Here is an 18,944-nt window from a genome sequence, read left to right on the forward strand (position 1 = left end):
TCGCTATTCTTGGCCGGTCGACAAAAGTAGCGCAAGTGTAACCGTTTGCCCGCCGTGGAGCCAACTCCGGCGCCACAAACGCGCGTTTACGGCCGCTCGTCGGCACGCGGCACGTCAGCCGACGGGATCCGGCGCTGGATCGTGCTGGTGCGGCGCTCCAGATAGCGGGTCGAGCGGTTCTTGTCGTAGAAGCGCGGATTGGGCAGCATCACGGCCAGGCGCGCGGCTTGCGCCGTGCTCAGCTTGGCGGCGGACGTCTTGAAGTAATAGCGCGCCGCCGCTTCGGCGCCGAACACGCCACGGCCGAACTCGGCCACGTTGAGGTAGATTTCCAGGATGCGCTGCTTGCTCATCACGGTCTCGAGCATCAAGGCGATGATCGTTTCCTGGCCTTTGCGCAGATAGCTGCGCGAGCCGGACAGGAACAGGTTCTTGGCCAGTTGCTGCGTGATGGTCGAGCCGCCGCCGGCCAGCTTGCCCCGGCGTTCATTGCGCTCGTAGGCCCGCTCGATCGCTTTGATGTCCACACCATAGTGCTCGTTGAAATTGGCGTCTTCGGACGCCACCACCGCGCGTTTCAGGTTGTACGAAATCCGCTCGTACGGCACCCACTCGTGCTTGAGCGTGGCGTCGGGATTGGTTTCGCGCAGTACCGACAATTGCGCGCGCATGAAGCTGGTCGAGCCAGGATCGACCTGCGAATACCAGCACACCATCACGAAGAAATACAGCTGGACCAGCAGCACGAGCAGCAGCGGCCCCAGAAAAATCCACTTGATCCAGCGCCGCTTCGCTGATCCCTTCGCTGGTGCCTTCGTTGATCCCTTCGTGCGCGATGTAGCCACGGGTTACCCCTGTTATTGTGATTGACGCATCGATGCCAGCACGTGCGCCGTGCCCGGCCGCTTGCCTCGCCACAGCACGAACGCTTCGGCGGCCTGCTCTACCAGCATGCCCAGGCCGTCGCGCACGGCGGCGCCGTGACCGGCAGCGAACTCCATGAACACGGTTGGCTTGTTTCCATACATCATATCCAACGCGAGCGTGTCCGGGCCGAATACCGTCGCCGGCACCGGCGGCACGGCGGCGTCCAGGCTGGCCGACGTCGCATTGATGATCACGTCGAACGGGCCATCGACATCGGCAAAGCTGCTGACCGTCAGGCGCGCCCCGTGGTCGGCAAATTCCGCCACCAGCGCCTCGGCGGTGGCGAGCGTACGGTTGGCAATGACGATCTGGCGCGGGCCGGCATCGAGCAACGGCAGCAGCGCGCCGCGGGCCGCACCACCGGCACCCAGGAGCAGCACGCGCTTGCCGTCCAGCGACACCCCCGCATTGCGCACGATGTCGGCCACCAGGCCCACGCCGTCGGTGTTGTCGCCGACGATCTCGCCGCCATCGAACACCAGCGTATTGACGGCGCCGGCCGCCTGCGCGCGCGGGGTCAGCCGCGTGGCCAGGCGCGCGGCTTCGAGCTTGAAGGGCACGGTGACGTTGGCGCCCTTGTAGCCGTCATCGATCAAGCGCGCCACCGTGGCGGCAAAGCCATCGACGGGCGCCAGGCACTGTTCATACTGGAGATCATCGCCCAGCTCTGCAGCATATTGCGCGTGGATCCGGGGCGACTTGCTGTGCGCAATCGGGTTGCCGATAACGCAGTAACGGTCGGTCATGGCGAGGCATTTCCCAGGGTTGCACGCAGGCTGTCTTCGCGGGTGAACTGGAAGCGCGTAAACACTTCCCACAAATCGTCCTTGCCCTTGGTGCGCATATTGGCCGGGAACGCGCCGTATGGCGCCGAGCGGCGCACGATGTCGAGCGCCGCCTTGTCGAGCGCAGGATTGCCCGAGCTGCGCTCGACCTTCGGGCCGCCATCCTTCAGGTACAGCGTGCCGTCCTGATAGACGGGGATGTACACCACCAGCTCGCCATACAGCTTCTTGCCGGCCTGCTGCGGGAAGTTCAGCGTGCCGACTTCCTCGATCCGCTTCTGCATCGCCTTGTAGTACAGCGCATACCCGGCCTCGCGCGTGCTCGGCGTGATCTTCGTGCGTTTCGGGCGGCGGTTTTCTTCTTCGATGCGCTCGAAGATTTCGGCGGCGCTGCGCGAGATGGCGCGCGACGTGTCGAGGTTGTCCTCGCCCGTGCGCGACGGGTCCGGCTTTTCCCGTTCGGTGACCGGTGGCGCGGTGAAGCTCGACGTGCGGGCGCGCGTGACCACGTTCTGCTGGATCTGCTCGAGCGCGGCGATGCGGCGCTGCAGGGCCTTGATGCTGTCGCCGTCCTCGACCTTGCGCAGGTCGGGCAGCGGCGACTTGGCGCGGCCGGCTTCTGCGGTACCACCACCGTCCAGATTGGCCTGGGCCAGTGCATCGGCCTTGGCCGGTGCCCGGTCGTGCTTGGCGTTGACCAGGATGACTTCGAGGCCCGGGTCGGCCGGTGTCTGGCGGAACGTTTCAGGCGCAGCAAAGCGCACCGCCAGCAGCGCCGCGTGGGCTGCCACCGATACGGCCAGGGCAATGATCAGGGGACGGTTATGTAGGAGAGACTTCACGCGCTGCGGGTGAGAATTGAATCGGAGAATTGATTCATTCTAACCTGAGGCGAACCCATAGGGGGAGGTGGAATTGGCGTGCGACACAACGTGGTGTGTTCGACAATATCAGCCGAATAACAGGGGTTGTCATGCAGTTACGCATGGCAGCGACTGCATGCCATGCGTAACACGCGATCAAGGCGCAGGTTGCGCAGTCTCGCCCGCGTCGCCCGTATCCACCACGGCAACCGCGCCTTCGGCTTCCACCGCTTCGGCCGCTGCCGCTTCGCCGGTGTCGGCTTCCGTGTCCTCTTCATCAGCGACGGCCGCATCTGGCGCCGTGCTCGCCACTTCCAGCAAACGCGCCTCGAGATTCAGTTCGATCTCGTCCCAGCGCACGATGTCGAGCGTGACCTGCGCGCCACGCGCCACCTGCGACATGCCCGGCAAACGCACCACCAGCGGCACGTCGGTCAGGCGCACGAGCTCGTCCTTGAGCACGACGGCATCGACCATCTTGACGCCCTCCTGCCCCAGCCAGCGCAGGCACCAGTAGCGCTCCATATTCTGCTGGAACTCGTTGTAGGCCGCGTACGCCGCGTCGAAGCTCGACACGATCGAGAACAGCGTCGCATCGCGGTGCTTGAACGGCGCGACGAGCGGCGCGGTGACGCCGTTTTCGGCGGCCGCGATGATCTGCCACTGGTTGACCAGGTCGGTATAGCGGCGCAGCGGCGACGTGCTCCATGCGTACTGGTCCACGCCCAGGCCCTGGTGCGGCGCGGCGTGCGTGACCATGCGCACCTGCATCTTGGCGGCCCAGCCGCCGGCGCCCGGCCCTTGCGAGCGGTAGATGCCCGGCACGCCCGAGTCGTGCAGCAGCTTGCCCCAGGTGCTGTTGGCAAAGATCATCAGCTCGGCGACGATCTTGTCGAGCGGCGCGCCGCGCTTGCGGCGCACGATCGAGACCACGTCGTCTTCGACGTAGAAATTGAAGTCCATGCGGTTGGCTTGCTCGGGCTTCAGGCCAAAGGCTTCGCGCTTTGCCATGCGGCCGGCTTCGAGCTGCAAGGCCCACTGCCACAACTGGCCCAGTTCTTCCTTGTGCGGATACTCGCCCTCGCCGCTCTGGAGGGTTTCCTCATTCACCAGGTCATCCAGGTCGTTATGACGCAGATTGCTCTTGATCGGCACCAGCTCGGCGCGCGTCGTCGTCGAGATGACGCTCCAGTCTTCGGGATTGAGCACGGCGTACAGCGACAGCGCCGGGCAATCGTTGCCCTCGGCCAGCGTGAACGCGTTGACCACCTCGTCCGGCAGCATCGTGATCTTGTCGCCCGGCATATACACGGTCGACATGCGCGCGCGGGCGATCTTGTCGATCGCATCGTCCGGCCGCACGGCCAGGCCCGGCGCAGCGATATGGATACCCACGCGCACCGTGCCATCGTCGAGCTTGACGACAGAGAACGCATCGTCGATCTCGGTCGTGGTCACGTCGTCGATCGAGAATGCAGCGACGTCGGCGCGCGGCAGGTCGGTCGGCGCTTTTGGTACGTCCACCGGCGCAAAGCCGGCGCCGCGCGGGAAGTTCTCGAACAGGAAGCGGCCCATGTGCAGGTCTTTGGGCGAGGCCAGGCCGCCGACGTCCAGCATCAGGCGCGCCGCACTCACCTTCAAATCATCGGCCGCGGCCTCGAACGCCTTGTATTCGATCGTGTTCTTGTCCGGCTTGAACAGCAGCTGGTGCACGAGCGGCTGCATCGATTCGGGCAGCTTGCCGGCTTTCAGCTCATCGACATAGCCGGCCTGGATGATGGCCTGCTGTTTTTTCTTTTCGATGCCGGCCAGCGCAGCCTTGAGCGACGCTTCCGGCGCGGCCTTGTAGCGGCCACGGCCCTTCTTGTAGAAGTAGATCGGCGAGCCGTGCAGCGTCAGCACGAGGCCGGCCGCTTCGTGCGGCAGCGGCGCGTGGCCGAAGTATTCGGCGCCCAGCTCGGCAAAGCCGAATTCTTCTTCGCCCGCGACTTCCCACAGGAACTCGAGGTCTACGTCGGCCGCCACGGCCTTGGCCGCGTCCATCAGCTCTTGCGGGCCGGGCTTTTCAAATTGCAGCAGGACGTCGCGCGTCTTGACCTTGGTGCGCTTGCCGCTGGCCAGTTCGACCTGGTATGCCTCGCCGGCTTGCGACAGGATGGCGCCGACCTTGAAGTCGCCCGATTCCTCAAAAAATACATTCATGATTATTCTGTGTTGTTCGTGGTTGCGCCCGCTCCCAGACTGAGCACCGCCGGCAAGAATACCTCGGTGACCAGGAGCAGGCCTTGACGGCGGCGATAGACGCAGCGCCGCGCATGGTAAATCAGCTGTTGGACGCCTGCGCCGCCGATGGCCGCGTGCGCGCGGCGCACCAGCGGATGGTCGGCGCCCAGGCGCGCAAATTCAAGTGATCCGCGCCGCACGAGCGGATCGTAAAACAGGGTCGAGCCGAGCGAGCGCTCACCCAGCGCCGAAAACAGCGGCCAGTCGCTCGCGTCGGCGTCTAGCGGCACGACCGTGTGGGCAAAGACCACCGGCGTGCCGTCGCAGACGAGCAGCACTTCGCGTTCCCATACCCGTTGTGGCCGCGCCAGGCCAATCGCCGCCGCTTCGTCGGCCAGGCACACGGCACTGTGCTGGTGCAGGCGCCGCACGCGAAACGCGTCGCTGCTGGCGACCAGGCGCGCGGTCAGCGAGCCGGGCGTGATGAGCCAGTCGTGCATTGGTGGAGAAGCACGCACGGCGCGCGCATGCGGCTGCCAGGCGGCCAGGCGCAGCGAACGGTTCCTCACTGCGTCGGGTCTCCACCTGCGGGGCCGTCGACGTCCATGCCGCAGAACGCCAGCACCTCGTCGACGTAGATGGGGAATTCCGACACCGCATGGTCGCTGCCGTAGATCACGTGCTGGCGCGCGCCTGCGTAGTGCGCCACCATGTCGCGGTAGTCGAGCACTTCGTCGCCGGTGGCGGCCAGCAAGAGATACCGCTCGGGCTGCGTGATGGCCGCGACGCGCAGCGCCTTGAGTTCATCGATGTACTCGGGGCGAAACTCGAACGGTTCGTCCGAATGCCAGTTGGTCGTCACGCCGATATGGTGTTCGAGGTTGCGGGTCGGGTCGACCGACGGATTGATCACGACGGCCGGCACGCCAAGGCGCTCGGCCAGCGCGCACGCGTAAAAGCCACCGAGCGACGAGCCGACGATGGCGAGATTGCCCGGTGCATGCTGCGCGGCCAGCTCCAGCGCCAGCGCGAACGCGGCCTTTGGCGACGCCGGCAACTGCGGGCAGATCAGGCGGTCGAGCAGGCCACGCTCTTCGAGCGCCGCCTGTACGACCTGCGCCTTCATCGATTTGGGCGACGAGCGAAAGCCGTGCAGATAAAGAAGGTACGGTGCCGACGTCATGGCGCCAGCGCGTCCAGCAGCTTCTGGTGCACGCCGCCGAAGCCGCCGTTGCTCATGACCAGGATATGGTCGCCCGGCTGCGCCTGCTGCACGATGGCCTGCACCATATAGTCGATCTGGTCGAAGCTGTGCGCGATCATGCCCATCGGCTTGAAGGCATCGGCCAGCGACCAGCCCAGCGCCTGCTGGCTGCCGAAGCCGAACACCAGGTCGGCATCCTTCAGGCTGCCCGGCAGCGCATCCTTCATCGCGCCCAGCTTCATCGTGTTCGAGCGCGGCTCGAGCACGGCCAGGATCCGGCCCGAACCTTGCGCGCCCAGCTTCTGGCGCAGGCCGCCGACCGTGGTGGCGATCGCCGTCGGGTGGTGCGCGAAGTCGTCGTAGACGGTGATGTTATTGACCACGCCGCGCACTTCCATGCGGCGCTTGACGTTCTCGAAGCGGGACAGCGATTCGATGGCCTGCGCGACCGGCACGCCGACGTGGCGCGCCGCAGCGATGGCGGCCAGCGCGTTCGAGCGGTTGTGCTTGCCAGTCAGGTCCCAGTGCACGGTGCCTTGCGGCGCGCCCTTGAAGATGACATCGAAGCTGGCGCCGCCCGGATGCTCGACCATCGTCCAGTCGACGCCATCGGCGCCGCCAAAGCTTTCCTTGTCGCTCCAGCAACCGCGCTTGAGCACGCGCCCGATCGATGCTTCGTCGCCATTGACGACCAGGCGGCCCACGCCCGGCACGGTGCGCACCAGGTGGTGGAACTGGGTTTCGATGGCGCCGATATCCGGGAAGATGTCGGCGTGGTCGTATTCCAGGTTGTTCAGCACGGCCGTTTTGGCGTGGTAGTGCACGAACTTGCTGCGCTTGTCGAAGAATGCGGTGTCGTACTCATCGGCTTCGATGACGAAGAAGTTCGATGGCTTGTCGCCATGCAGGCGCGCCGAGACGCCGAAGTTCATCGGCACGCCGCCGATCAGGAAGCCTGGCGCATAGCCGGCATCTTCCAGGATCCAGGCCAGCATCGACGTCGTGGTGGTCTTGCCGTGCGTGCCGGCCACGGCCAGCACCCATTTTTCGCGCAGGATATGCTCGCCGATCCACTGCGGGCCCGACATATAGGGCAGGCCGCGGTTCAGGATTTCCTCGATCAGCGGATTTCCGCGCGTCATCACATTACCGATCACATACAGATCGGGATTCAGCGACACCTGCTCCGGGCCATAGCCCTGGATCAACTCGATGCCTTGCGCCTGCAACTGGGTGCTCATCGGCGGATAGACGTTGGCGTCGCAACCGGTCACGCGATGACCGGCTTCCTTGGCCAGGACCGCCAGGCCACCCATGAAGGTGCCGCAAATGCCGAGAATATGAATGTGCATGGGAAGGTGCGCTGGTGCGATGTAAATGGACGAAACCGGGATTCTACCCGAGGCGCTGCCAAATTAAGGTTCAGAGTATGATCTGGATCATGATGCCGAACTTGAACAACGATCTTATTCAATTGCGCGCAGAGATCGCCCTCGTGGCTGCGCGCATGGTTGCCCAGGATGGCGCCGACATCGATACCGCGCGCCGCAAGGCGGCCCGCCAGGTGCTCGGCGTGAACCAGCCTGTCCCCAATATGATGCCCGACGACATCCAGGTCGAAGACGAAGTGCGCAAGTACCTGGCGCTGTTCGGCGGCCCGGACCACAGCAAGCGCCTGGCGCAATTGCGCACCACGGCGCTGCAGGTGATGGAGGCGCTGGCCGACTTCAATCCGTACGTCACCGGCCCGGTGCTGCAAGGCACCGCCGGCGAGCACGACGATATCCATCTGCAATTGTTCGCCGACAGCGCGAAAGAAGTGCAGATCTATCTGCTGAATCGCAATGTTAATATCGAGATCTCGGAAACCCCGCATTTCAAGGGGGGGCGCCATGCGCCCGTCGAGACCGTCAGTTTCCCGTGGATGAAGGAAACTGTGCATGCGCAATTGTTTGAATACCAAGACCTGCGCGGCGCGCTCAAGCCGCGCGCGGATGGCCGCCCGCAGCGTCTCGACGCTGCCGGCCTGCGTGCGCTGATCGCTGCCGACTCAACACTGGAACAGAACGAATGAACAAGAAACATCTGGCCACCTATGTGGCAGTGGCCGCGCTGTTTGGCGTGATGGGCGCTGTCGTTGCGCTCTATAAGAAGGCGCCGGCCCCCGTCTCCCCGCAGATCAGTACGACTGCCGGCGCTGGTGCGGTGACCAATGCCGTCACCAATCTGTATGGGCAATCGCTCAACAACCTGGCGGGCGAACCGCAGCCGCTGGCGCAGTGGAAGGGCAAGCCCCTGCTGGTGAATTTCTGGGCCACCTGGTGCGGCCCTTGCGTGCAGGAAATGCCGGAGCTGTCGCACCTGGCAGGCGAAGACAAGGGCAAGCATTTCAATGTGATCGGGATCGGCATCGATTCGCCGACCAATATGAGCGAATTCGCTGCCAAGCACCAGATCGCTTATCCACTCTACGTGGCCGGCATGGGCGGGACCGAGCTGTCGAAGGAATTGGGCAACACGATGGGCGGCTTGCCGTACACTGTGCTGATCGGCGCCGATGGACAGGTACTCAAGACGTATATTGGCAAGCTCAAGTTCGACGAATTGCGCGCTGACCTGGCAAAATTGAACGGTTGATTGTGCGTTTAACGAACGATCGTACGATTTGCAATTGCGGCCAATTTCGGCTAATCACCAGCAATTTTACCGCTTGCCAACAGCCGAGCTAGGCGGCACAATGCCTGACTTTCGGGCTACCAGACTCTCATTATGGCGAAAAAGCTACTGCTTCTCAACGGCCCCAACCTCAATTTATTGGGGACGCGCGAGCCTGCAGTCTACGGCACGACGACACTGGCCGACATCGAGAACGCAGCAGTTGAACAAGCCATGCATGCCGGCGCAGCACTGGAGCATTTCCAGAGCAACCATGAGGGCGCCCTGATCGATCGCATCCACGCCGCACGTAATGAAGGCGTGGATTTTATCGTGATCAATCCTGGTGGCTTGACCCACACCAGCGTAGCACTGCGCGATGCGTTCGCGTCGGTGGCCATTCCATTCGTCGAGGTGCACGTGTCGAACGTGCATGCCCGCGAATCGTTCCGGCAGCATTCCTACCTCTCCGGCATCGCGCGCGGCGTGATCTGCGGACTGGGGGCGCACGGATACAGGTTTGCCATCGACTTCGCACTTAAATAGCGTTAATCTACGTCAACTTCATGTATCAGCGGCCGTGCGGCGTGTTTGACGCGCCGGCCTGCTCTCTAAAACGAATAATTCCAAGGGGTTTCACATGGATCTACGAAAACTCAAGACCTTGATCGACCTGGTCGCTGAATCGGACATCGCCGAACTCGAAGTGACCGAAGGCGAAAGCAAGGTCCGCATCGTCAAGTCGTCCGCTGTTGGCCAGGGTCAGATGATGATGATGCCGCAACAAGGCGTGCAACAATTCGCGGCGCCAGCCCCGGCTGCTGCGCCTGTCGCTGCAGCGCCGGTCGTGGCTCCCGAGCCAACCGGCCACGTCGTCAAGTCGCCGATGGTCGGTACCTTCTACCGTTCGTCCGCACCGGGCGCTGCCGCGTTTGTCGAAGTGGGCGCGAACATCAAGGAAGGCGAAACGCTGTGCATCATCGAAGCGATGAAGCTCCTGAACGAAATCGACGCCGATGTCTCGGGCGTTGTCACCAAGATCCTCGTGGAAAACGGCCAGCCGGTCGAATTCGGCCAGCCGCTGTTCGTGATTGGCTAAAGCCTCAAGCTGGGCGGCAGTCCTGCCACCAGCTCACCCATGACGTGTCCGGCGCCGCTTGTCTTTCAGCTGCGCCGGTTTTCACTGAACCACCGGACCAACCATGTTTGAAAAAATCCTCATCGCCAACCGTGGTGAAATCGCGCTGCGTATCCAGCGCGCCTGCCGCGAGCTGGGCATCAAGACGGTCGTCGTGCACTCCGAGGCCGACAAGGACGCCAAGTACGTGAAACTGGCGGACGAGTCGGTCTGCATCGGCCCGGCGCAGTCGAGCCTCAGCTATCTGAACATGCCCGCGATCATCAGCGCGGCCGAAGTGACCGACGCCGAAGCGATCCACCCGGGCTACGGCTTCCTGTCCGAAAACGCCGACTTCGCCGAGCGCGTCGAGAAATCGGGCTTCGTCTTCATCGGCCCGCGTTCCGAATCGATCCGCCTGATGGGCGACAAGGTCTCGGCCAAACAGGCCATGATCCGCGCCGGCGTGCCGTGCGTGCCAGGCTCGGACGGCGCCCTGCCGGACGACCCGAAAGAAATCGTGCAGACGGCGCGCCGCGTTGGCTACCCGGTCATCATCAAGGCTGCCGGCGGCGGCGGCGGACGCGGCATGCGCGTGGTGCACACCGAAGCGGCCCTGATCAACGCCGTGGCGATGACCAAGGCCGAAGCCGGCGCTGCATTCGGCAATCCGGAAGTCTATATGGAGAAGTATCTGGAAAATCCGCGTCACGTGGAAATCCAGATCCTGGCCGACGAACACAAAAACGCCGTCTGGCTCGGCGAGCGCGATTGCTCGATGCAGCGCCGCCACCAGAAGGTCATCGAAGAAGCGCCGGCACCGGGCATCCCGCGCAAGCTGATCGAAAAGATCGGTGACCGCTGCGCCGAAGCGTGCCGCAAGATCGGCTATCGCGGCGCCGGCACCTTCGAATTCCTGTACGAGAATGGCGAGTTCTACTTCATCGAAATGAACACGCGTATCCAGGTCGAGCATCCGGTGACCGAAATGATCACCGGGATCGACATCGTCCAGGAACAGATCCGCATTGCCTGCGGCGAAAAGCTGCGGTTCCGCCAGCGTGACATCATGCTGTCGGGTCACTCGATCGAGTGCCGCATCAATGCCGAAGACCCGTTCAAGTTCACGCCGTCGCCGGGCCGCATCACCAGCTGGCATCCGCCGGGTGGCCCTGGTATCCGCGTCGACTCGCACTCGTACGCCGGCTACTACGTGCCGCCGCACTACGACTCGATGATCGGCAAGGTCATCGCGTATGGCGCCACGCGCGAGCAGGCGATTCGCCGCATGCAGATCGCGCTGTCCGAAATGGTGGTCGAGGGTATCCTGACCAATATTCCGCTGCACCGCGAACTGATGGTCGACGCCCGCTTCATCGAAGGCGGCACCAACATCCACTACCTGGAGCAGAAACTGGCTGCCAAGCCCGACCTGCCGAAGGAAACCGCGCTGTCGGCCAAATCGGAAGTCAAGGTGAACGAATGAGCTGGACTGAAGTCGTCATCGAACTGGCACGCGAACACGCCGAAGCGCTGTCGGACGCCCTGATGGAAGCCGGCGCGCTGTCGGTGTCGGTGGAAGACGCCGACGAAGGCACCGAAGACGAAAAACCGCTGTTCGGCGAGCCGGGCATGGAGCCGACCGAAGCGGCCTGGGACCATAGCCGTGTTGTCGCGTTGACGGATGCCGATGCCGACCAGCTGGCGATCGTCACCGAGGCCGCGCAAGCGATCAATCTGCCCGTCGTGCCGGCGTTCACCACCCGCAAGGTGGAAGACGCCGACTGGGTGCGCCTGACGCAATCGCAGTTCGAACCGATCCACATCGGCACCAATATCTGGGTCGTGCCGAGCTGGCACGTGGCACCAGACCCGAACGGCCTGATTCTCGAGCTGGACCCGGGCCTGGCGTTCGGCACCGGCAGCCATCCGACGACGCGCCTGTGCATGGAGTGGCTCGAAGCCCATCCTGCGCCGGGCAAGTCGGTGCTGGACTACGGCTGCGGCTCGGGCATCCTGGCGATGGTGGCCAAGAAACTGGGCGCGCAGGACGTGGCCGGTGTCGACATCGATCCGCAGGCGATCGAATCGGCCCGCGCCAACGCCGAGCGCAACAACGTCGCCATCGACTTCTACCTGCCTGACACGTTTGCCGCTTCCGGCAATGCGCGCCATGCAAGCGGCAAGTTCGACATCGTCGTGGCCAACATCCTGTCGAGCCCATTGAAGCTGATGGCGCCGATGCTGGCTGGCCGCGTGGCCGATGGCGGTTCGCTCGTGCTGTCGGGCGTGCTGGCACGCCAGGCCGACGAAGTGGCTGCCGCCTACGCGCCATTCATCAAGCTGGGCGTCTGGGCCGAGCAGGATGGCTGGGTGGCCCTGCACGGCACGCTGGGCCAGGACACACCGCCGGCACGCATTGCCACTGCCACTGCCGGCTAAAGGCATGGCGCTCGCCACACAATGCCCCCACTGCGGCACGCAGTTCCGCGTCGCCGCGGACCAGCTCAAGCTGCGTGGGGGCATCGTGCGTTGTGGCGCATGCCAGCAGATTTTTGACGGGAACAGCGCGCTGATCGATCTGGCGACCGGGCCTGCACCGGTTGTTACGGCGCCTGCCGATGCAGCGGCTGACGACTCTCCCACTACTTCTTCCCCTCCCGTTGACGAGACGCCCGCCGAGACACTTGCGCCGGTGAGTGAGCCGGTTGCGCAGCAGGAACCGGCGCCGACGCCGGCATCAACGCCCGAACCGGACACCCTCCCCGTCCCCGAACCAAGCCGCGAACACACGGCAGACTCGATCGGCCCGCCGACCCTGCTGCTGCGTGAATCGTCGGGCGGCTCGCCGCCGATCGTATCGAACGTGCCCGCCTCGCCGCGCAACCGCGCCGCCGAAGCGCGCGCGCGCCGCGTGAAGGCCGCACCACCGCGCATCGACGAGGCGCCCAAACCACCACCACCGCCGCCAAAGCCAAAGCCGACGCCGAAGCCGGACATCGATGAACCCGAGTTCGTGCGCAGCACGCGCCAGCGCGAAGCCTCCGGCAAGACGACGCGCATCGCGCTGGCCGTCGGCAGCGTGCTGCTGCTGATTGCGCTGGTCGTGCAGGCGGCCGTGAGCTTTCGCGACGTGCTGGCGGCGCGCCATCCGGGCATCCGACCGGCCTTGGTCTCGACCTGCGCCCTGTTCGGCTGCAGCGTGAACCTGCCGGCGCGGCCCGAGCAGCTGGTCATCGAGACCGGTGAACTCATCACGCTGGGCGGCAACGCCTATACCTTCAGCACCGTGCTGCGCAACCAGGGCGACATGGCGCTGGCCTGGCCCAGCCTCGAACTGACGCTGAACGACCTTGACGACAAGCCGCTGGTGCGCCGCGTGTTCGCCCCGCGCGATTACGCAGGCGCCGCGGCTGCCGCGCCCACGGGGTTTGCCGCACGCGGCGAGCAGCAGGTGCGCATCCATTTCAGGCTGGAGGGCGCAGAGCCATCCGGCTACCACATCGCAGTGTTCTATCCATGAAAGCCACACCATGACCAAAACCGCCCTAATCTGCGGCTCGCTCGCGTTCGACAAAATCATGCAGTACCACGGCCGCTTCGGCGACACGCTGCTGGCCGACCAGCTGCACCGCGTGAACGTGTCGTTCCTGGTGCCGACACTGCGCACCGAATACGGCGGCTGCGCGGCCAACATCGCGTACAACCTCAAGCAGCTGGGCGGCGAGCCGTTGATGATGGGCACGCTGGGCCAGGACGGCAGCGACTACCTCAAGCGCATGCAGGAACAGGGGCTTGAGACGCGCGGCATCCGCACGATCCCCGAGGCCTACACCGCGCAGTGCTTCGTCACGGCCGACCAGGACAACAACCAGATCAACGCCTTCCACCCGGGCGCGATGGAATACTCGAACCAGAACAACGTGGCCGACCAGGGCGCGATTCGCGTGGCGATCATCTCGCCGGACGGCCGCGACGGCATGATCAAGCACGCGCGCGACTGCGCCGAACAGAAGGTCCCGTTCATGTTCGACCCGGGCCAGCAACTGCCGATGTTCTCGGGCGAAGAGCTGATCACGTTCATCGACCAGGCCAGCTACCTGGCGTGCAACGACTATGAATTCGAAATGGTCATGGACCGCACGGGCCTGAGCCAGGCCGACATCGCGGCGCGCCTGGAGGCGTTGATCATCACGCGCGGCGAAGCCGGTTCGGACATCTACGCGGGCGGCGAGCACTTCAAGATTCCAGCCGTGACGGCAACGACCGTGGTCGACCCGACCGGCTGCGGCGACGCCTACCGCGCGGGTCTGCTGTTCGGCATCACCAATGACCTGGACTGGGCCACCAGCGGGCGCATCGCCAGCCTGCTGGGCGCAATCAAGATCGCCTCGGCCGGTGGCCAGAACCACCGGTTCACGGCGCAGGAATTCGACGCGCAGTTCGAGCAGGCGTTTGGCAGCAAGTTCCGTTAAGGCGAAGGCGCCGCTGGCGCCGCGCATGACATAAAAAAAGGCCTCTGCATGCAGAGGCCTTTTTTGCGATCAGGTGGTTCAAACGTACCCGAACACCTGCCGCAGCACGAACAGCAGGATCTGGATCAGCACGAGCGCCACCAGCACCGACAGGTCCATGCCGCCGATCGGCTTGACGACACGCCGGATGGGCCGCAGCAACGGCTGATTGAGCGCGTGCACGAACGGCGCCAGCGGCGCGTTCGGATTGACCCAGCTGAAGATCGCTTCGATGATCAACAGCGCCATGAAGCCGTACAGAATCCAGGTCAGGAAGCGGTGCAGCGCGTACAGCAACATCGTCTCGCCGCTGGCGCCGGCCAGCAGCAGCACCGTGCTGGCCACCAGGACCACCAGGAAGGCGCCGATGAAGCTTGCCCAGTCGTAGCCGCGGGTGCCGGGCACCACGCGCCGCAGCGGCATCACCAGCCAGTCGGTGATGGTGTGGACGAACTGGCGAATCTGGTCGGGAAGACGCACGCGGATGGCATTCGTCCAGAAGCGCAACAACAGCACCCCACCCAGCAGGCCTGCAACGATATCGACGATAAACTGAAGAATGGGCAGCACGGACTCTCCTCAAAAAAAAACCGCTGTGCGAAGGATCACACAGCGGCATTGTGCCTGAAGCGCGCCCTGCTTGCCATGCTGCACGAGGCGCATGGCAAGCAGGGCGACGTTGGCGATTACGGACGGCTGCTGGTCGGGAACGGCCAGGCGGTTGGCGCGATCACGCTTTTTGCTGGCGTGGTCGCAGCTGCTGCCGGTGCGGCGGCAGGCGTGTCGCCCGCTTTCGCATCAGCCGCTGCCGGCTTGGTGGCTGCCTTCTTGGCGGCTGGCTTTTTCGCTTCCGGCTTGGCGTCGGCTTTCACGTCCGCTTTGACGTCGGCTTTCGCGTCGGCTTTGGTGTCAGCTTTCATGTCCGCTTTGACGTCCGGCGTCGTGTCGACCTTGACGTCGGCCTTGGCGGCGACTGGCTTGGTGACAGCTGGCTTGGCCGCGACGGTCTTGGTAGCGACGGTCTTGGTAGCAGCTGGCTTGGCAGCGACAGTCTTCGTCGCAGCAGTCTTGGCAACAGCAGGCTTGGCGGCAGCGGTCGTGGTGGCAGCAGCCTTGGTCACGGCTGGCGTGGCTTTTTTCACGACCGGTTTGGCCGCAGCGCTGGTCACGGTTGCTTTTTTCGCAACCGCCTTGGTCGCCGTCGTTTTACTGGCTACTGGCTTGGCGGCGGCTTTGGTCACGGTCGCTTTTTGCGCCGCAGGTTTTGCCGTTGCTTTGGTCGTGGCGGCTTTTTTGGTCACCGGTTTGGCGGCGGTCTTGCTGGTACTCGCTGTTTTAGCGACCGGCTTGGCTGCTGCTTTGGTGGTGCTTTTCTTTACTGCCGTTTTGGTTGCTGGCTTGGCTGCTGATTTGGCGGTCGATTTAACCGGCGATTTAGCAGTCGACTTGGTGGTCGATTTAGCCGTCGACTTGGTCGTGGCCTTGGCCGTCGTTTTCTTGGCTGCAGGTTTGGCCGCTGGCTTGGCTGCGGCTTTCTTTGCTGCTGGCTTGGCCGCTGGTTTGGCTGCAGCTTTCTTTGCTGCCGGCTTGGCGGCTGGCTTGGCTGCCGCTTTCTTCGCTGCCGGCTTGGCCGCTGGTTTGGCTGCTGCCTTCTTTGCTGCTGGCTTGGCGGCCGTCTTGGTGACTGACTTGGTCGCCGATTTAGTCGCTGACTTGGTTGCCGAGTTAGTTGCCGACTTGGTGGCTGACTTGGTGGCCGTCTTGGTGGCCGGCTTTGCTGTCGATTTCGAAGCAGTTTTCTTTACGGTCGGCTTGGCTGCAGTTTTAGCGGCGGTTTTCTTTACCGTCGTCTTGGCTGCAGTTTTAGGAGCGGCTTTCTTTACTGCTGGCTTTGCTGCAGTCTTGGCGGTTGATTTAACCGTTGCCTTGGCGGCAGTCGTTTTGGTGGCCGTGGTTTTGGTCGCGGCAGTTTTGGTTGCAGTGGTTTTCTTTGCAACAGGTTTTGCCGTGGTTTTTGCTGCTGGCTTGCTCACTGCCCGGGTTGCCGGCTTGGCTGCCGCCTTGGCGGTGGTCTTGGCCGTGGTGGTGGTCGCGGCTTTTTTCGCGACTGGTTTCTCTGCTGCAGCCTTTGCGGTCGACTTCGTCGTGGACGAAGGCGCGCTCTTCACTGCTGCCTTTACAACTGTTTTTTTAGCGGTTGCCATTTTAATTCTCCTTCATCTGCGATGAGAAATACGCTCAGGGTTTAAAACCCGCCAGGTCGTTGTTGACCGGCGAGTTATTCATCGGCGCAAACCGTTTTCGATATGCGCCAATGAATCCGGCACCGGCTGAACTGCTGCAACTCCTCACAGTTGCAGCGCTTCAGCCAACGTCGACAGGTTACTGTTCCAGCGTCGTCACATCGCTACCCTTGCGGGTGCGAAAAGAAAAAGCCGCCTTGCCTGAGCAATTGGTCAGGCAAGGCGGCTTGTTCTTTTCGCTTCGCGTCCGTGCATACTGTTTGGTTCAGCGCTCTATTATTCGATCGATTTGCCCGATGCCCGCGACAATATCACATCTTCTCGATTTGACAAATTCAATCGCGTAAAGTACGTGGATTCTTTGTGTGCGCGCAACCGTGAATCGGAAACAAGTCGCGCTCCACGATCAAGCAAATAAGCAAGCGCGCCTGAATTGACGGGGATTCTGCAAATGACCTTTGATTAACGCGCGCGTTTCAACCCGGCGTTGAATCGACTCAGAAATCGAACGGTCGGAACCAATAGATACTGTCGCTGACGCTGCCGCGTTCGGCAATATAGCCGGCCGGGTTCGGCAATTGACGAATACCGAATGGAACCGATCGTTCAGTTGTCGCGCCAGGCCGTCCAGAGCAAGGCATGCCGCGTGTGCGCTTCACATCAGCGTCGCGGCGCCACGCGCCACAGCGTGCCGCCGGCATCGTCGACCACCAGCAGCGCGCCATCGCGCGCGACTTCGACTGCGGCCGGCCGCCCCCACACATCGCGGTCGCTGACCACCATGCCGCTCATGAAGTCCTGGTACTGCCCGGTGGGCACCCCGTTCTTCATGAACACGCGCACGACCTTGTAGCCGGTGCGCACGCCACGGTTCCACGAGCCGTGCAGCGCCACGAACACATCGCCCTCGTACTCTTTCGGGAACGCACTCGTCGCACCCTTGGGCGCGTGGTACACCACCATGCCCAGCGGCGCCGAGTGCGCCTGCAGCAGCACGTCGGGCGTGATCGTCTTGCCCTTCAGGTCGGGCCGGTGACCCGCCAGGCGCGGGTCTTCGTTGTCGCCGATGTAGTACCACGGCCAGCCATAGAAGCCGCCCTGCTTCACGCGCGTGAGGTAGTCCGGCGGCAGGTTGTCGCCCAGCGCATCGCGCTCGTTCACATTGCACATGACGTCGCCCGTGGCCGGCAGCACCAGAAAGCCCACGCAGTTGCGCAGGCCGGTTGCGAAGGTGCGGCGGTTCTTGCCATCCGGGTCGAACGCCATGACGGTGGCGCGGTCCGTCTCGACACCCCAGGCGCCCCCCACGCCGTGCTCGCGCTCCCACTGCGCCAGCGGCACGGGCGGCGTGCGCCCGATGTCGGCCGCGACGTTGGTGGCCGAGCCAATCGACAGCAGCAGCGTCTTGCCGTCCTTCGAGAACGCCAGCGTGCGCGTCGTGTGCCCGCCGCTGGTCTCGGACAGTTCGGCAATCACGGTTTCGGGCGCGGCGCGCGCCGTCAGGTCGCCGTTGCGGTACGGGATGCGCACGACCGAATTGACGCCGGCCACGTACAGATACTGCGGATTGGCGCCGCTCGGCCAGAACGCCATGCCGTATGGGCGCGCCAGGCCGGTGGCGAACACGCCGGCGCTGTCGGCCTTCTTGCCATCGCGCGAGCGCAGCACCTTGATCGCGCCCGCGCCGGTCGCGGCCAGGAACACGTCGCCATTCGGCGCGCGCAGGGCCACGCGCGGCTTGTCGGCGTCCTGCGCGAACACGCTGACCGTAAAGCCGGGCATCACGGCCGGCAGCGTGCCGTTCGGGCGCGCCTGCACGCGCGCGCTGTTGCCGGCGCTGTCCGTGGCAAACGGCGCGGCCAGGTCGGTCGGCTTGATGTGCCAGATCTTGCCGGGCTGGTTTTCGGCCCACGCGCCAGCGCGGGAGGCAGGTTGTGCATCGGCTTTCGCAAGGGCTGGCGCGGCGGCGGTAGTTGCAGCTGCAGCGCCCTGCAGGCTGGCCAGGTAATCTATCAGCGCGCCGCGCTGTTTTGCGTCCGGCACGCCGACAGGCATCATCGTGCCGGGCACGCGCTTGGCCGGGTCGAGCAGGAACACGTCGAGTTCGTCGCGCGTCCACACGGTGCCGCCCGCGCCGGCCTTGGCCAGCGCCGCCGAATAATTGAACCCGGCGACACCCGCCGCCTTGCGCCCGACAACGCCGAATAGGCCGGGACCCGCCAGCTGCGACATCCCGGTATCGACCGTGTGGCAGCTGGCGCAGTTGTTCTGGAAAATGGTGCGGCCGGCGGCCACCTGGGGCGCAGCGTGGGCGACTGAAACCGTCGCCAGGCCAGCGAGCATGAGGGCGGGCAGCAGCGTGGTGTGGGCGTTCAAGGGTTTCTCCTGGTCAGGCTTGAAAGATCGCCATCAT

At 64.1% G+C, this 18,944-nt stretch carries 19 protein-coding genes; 9 read left to right on the forward strand and 10 right to left on the reverse strand.

Going from position 1 to position 18,944, the window contains the following annotated elements:
• Positions 1 to 86: 86 nt before the first annotated feature.
• The 7 genes from mtgA to mpl form a co-directional block, all read right to left on the reverse strand.
• A complete protein-coding gene (gene mtgA, locus AC56LH_RS16160; RefSeq protein ID WP_499647670.1) occupies positions 87 to 845 on the reverse strand; it encodes a monofunctional biosynthetic peptidoglycan transglycosylase in 759 nt (252 codons plus the stop codon).
• A 12-nt stretch (positions 846 to 857) separates the two neighbouring features.
• Positions 858 to 1,673, reverse strand: coding sequence for a shikimate dehydrogenase (aroE, locus tag AC56LH_RS16165; RefSeq protein WP_499647672.1), 816 nt, complete (start codon positions 1,671 to 1,673; stop codon positions 858 to 860).
• Positions 1,670 to 2,554: an energy transducer TonB gene (locus AC56LH_RS16170; RefSeq protein ID WP_499581303.1), complete on the reverse strand. Its 885-nt coding sequence runs from the start codon at positions 2,552 to 2,554 to the stop codon at positions 1,670 to 1,672. Before AC56LH_RS16170 ends, aroE begins: the two co-directional genes overlap by 4 nt.
• 177 nt (positions 2,555 to 2,731) lie before the next feature.
• Positions 2,732 to 4,777, reverse strand: a complete 2,046-nt coding sequence (locus tag AC56LH_RS16175) for a ribonuclease catalytic domain-containing protein (RefSeq protein WP_499647674.1) — start codon at positions 4,775 to 4,777, stop codon at positions 2,732 to 2,734.
• 2 nt (positions 4,778 to 4,779) lie between these two features.
• Complete coding sequence (locus tag AC56LH_RS16180; RefSeq protein WP_499647676.1) at positions 4,780 to 5,367, reverse strand: chorismate--pyruvate lyase family protein; 588 nt, start codon at positions 5,365 to 5,367, stop codon at positions 4,780 to 4,782.
• The gene (locus tag AC56LH_RS16185) at positions 5,364 to 5,981 is read right to left on the reverse strand and encodes a YqiA/YcfP family alpha/beta fold hydrolase (RefSeq protein ID WP_499647678.1); all 618 of its coding nucleotides are present in this window, start codon (positions 5,979 to 5,981) and stop codon (positions 5,364 to 5,366) included. Before AC56LH_RS16185 ends, AC56LH_RS16180 begins: the two co-directional genes overlap by 4 nt.
• The gene (gene mpl / locus AC56LH_RS16190; RefSeq protein ID WP_499648497.1) at positions 5,978 to 7,396 is read right to left on the reverse strand and encodes a UDP-N-acetylmuramate:L-alanyl-gamma-D-glutamyl-meso-diaminopimelate ligase; all 1,419 of its coding nucleotides are present in this window, start codon (positions 7,394 to 7,396) and stop codon (positions 5,978 to 5,980) included. The genes AC56LH_RS16185 and mpl overlap by 4 nt, the downstream gene beginning before the upstream one ends.
• A 47-nt stretch (positions 7,397 to 7,443) precedes the next feature.
• Here mpl and AC56LH_RS16195 point away from each other — a divergent pair, with 47 nt between their 5' ends.
• The 8 genes from AC56LH_RS16195 to AC56LH_RS16230 all read left to right on the forward strand — a co-directional run bounded on the left by AC56LH_RS16195 (position 7,444) and on the right by AC56LH_RS16230 (position 14,249).
• The gene (locus tag AC56LH_RS16195) at positions 7,444 to 8,076 is read left to right on the forward strand and encodes a hypothetical protein (RefSeq protein ID WP_499647680.1); all 633 of its coding nucleotides are present in this window, start codon (positions 7,444 to 7,446) and stop codon (positions 8,074 to 8,076) included.
• Entirely contained in the window at positions 8,073 to 8,639 is a 567-nt protein-coding gene (locus AC56LH_RS16200; RefSeq protein ID WP_499647682.1) for a TlpA family protein disulfide reductase, read from the forward strand. Before AC56LH_RS16195 ends, AC56LH_RS16200 begins: the two co-directional genes overlap by 4 nt.
• A gap of 132 nt (positions 8,640 to 8,771) precedes the next feature.
• Positions 8,772 to 9,203 carry a type II 3-dehydroquinate dehydratase gene (gene aroQ, locus AC56LH_RS16205; RefSeq protein ID WP_499647684.1) on the forward strand — a complete coding sequence of 144 codons (432 nt, stop codon included), beginning with the start codon at positions 8,772 to 8,774 and terminating at the stop codon, positions 9,201 to 9,203.
• Between the two features lie 94 nt (positions 9,204 to 9,297).
• Entirely contained in the window at positions 9,298 to 9,756 is a 459-nt protein-coding gene (accB, locus tag AC56LH_RS16210) for an acetyl-CoA carboxylase biotin carboxyl carrier protein (protein ID WP_499647686.1), read from the forward strand.
• 103 nt (positions 9,757 to 9,859) lie between these two features.
• The gene (accC, locus tag AC56LH_RS16215; RefSeq protein ID WP_499647688.1) at positions 9,860 to 11,260 is read left to right on the forward strand and encodes an acetyl-CoA carboxylase biotin carboxylase subunit; all 1,401 of its coding nucleotides are present in this window, start codon (positions 9,860 to 9,862) and stop codon (positions 11,258 to 11,260) included.
• On the forward strand, positions 11,257 to 12,216 hold the full coding sequence (gene prmA, locus AC56LH_RS16220; RefSeq protein WP_499647690.1) for a 50S ribosomal protein L11 methyltransferase: 960 nt from the start codon (positions 11,257 to 11,259) through the stop codon (positions 12,214 to 12,216). The genes accC and prmA overlap by 4 nt, the downstream gene beginning before the upstream one ends.
• A 4-nt stretch (positions 12,217 to 12,220) precedes the next feature.
• A complete protein-coding gene (locus AC56LH_RS16225) occupies positions 12,221 to 13,297 on the forward strand; it encodes a DUF3426 domain-containing protein (RefSeq protein ID WP_499647692.1) in 1,077 nt (358 codons plus the stop codon).
• A gap of 10 nt (positions 13,298 to 13,307) precedes the next feature.
• On the forward strand, positions 13,308 to 14,249 hold the full coding sequence (locus AC56LH_RS16230) for a carbohydrate kinase family protein (protein ID WP_499647694.1): 942 nt from the start codon (positions 13,308 to 13,310) through the stop codon (positions 14,247 to 14,249).
• A gap of 78 nt (positions 14,250 to 14,327) precedes the next feature.
• Here AC56LH_RS16230 and AC56LH_RS16235 read toward each other — a convergent pair whose 3' ends face one another.
• On the reverse strand, positions 14,328 to 14,858 hold the full coding sequence (locus AC56LH_RS16235) for a YggT family protein (protein ID WP_499647696.1): 531 nt from the start codon (positions 14,856 to 14,858) through the stop codon (positions 14,328 to 14,330).
• A 116-nt stretch (positions 14,859 to 14,974) separates the two neighbouring features.
• On the reverse strand, positions 14,975 to 15,457 hold the full coding sequence (locus AC56LH_RS16240; RefSeq protein ID WP_499647698.1) for a histone: 483 nt from the start codon (positions 15,455 to 15,457) through the stop codon (positions 14,975 to 14,977).
• Here AC56LH_RS16240 and AC56LH_RS16245 point away from each other — a divergent pair.
• Positions 15,438 to 16,517 carry a hypothetical protein gene (locus AC56LH_RS16245; RefSeq protein WP_499647700.1) on the forward strand — a complete coding sequence of 360 codons (1,080 nt, stop codon included), beginning with the start codon at positions 15,438 to 15,440 and terminating at the stop codon, positions 16,515 to 16,517. The two genes, AC56LH_RS16240 and AC56LH_RS16245, sit on opposite strands and share 20 nt — an antisense overlap.
• Before the next feature lie 674 nt (positions 16,518 to 17,191).
• Here AC56LH_RS16245 and AC56LH_RS16250 read toward each other — a convergent pair.
• Positions 17,192 to 18,907 (reverse strand): PQQ-dependent sugar dehydrogenase, encoded by a 1,716-nt coding sequence (locus AC56LH_RS16250; RefSeq protein ID WP_499647702.1) that lies wholly within the window; start codon positions 18,905 to 18,907, stop codon positions 17,192 to 17,194.
• Between the last annotated feature and the right edge of the window lie 37 nt (positions 18,908 to 18,944).

The organism is Telluria sp. LT1R51-2 (assembly GCF_059685775.1).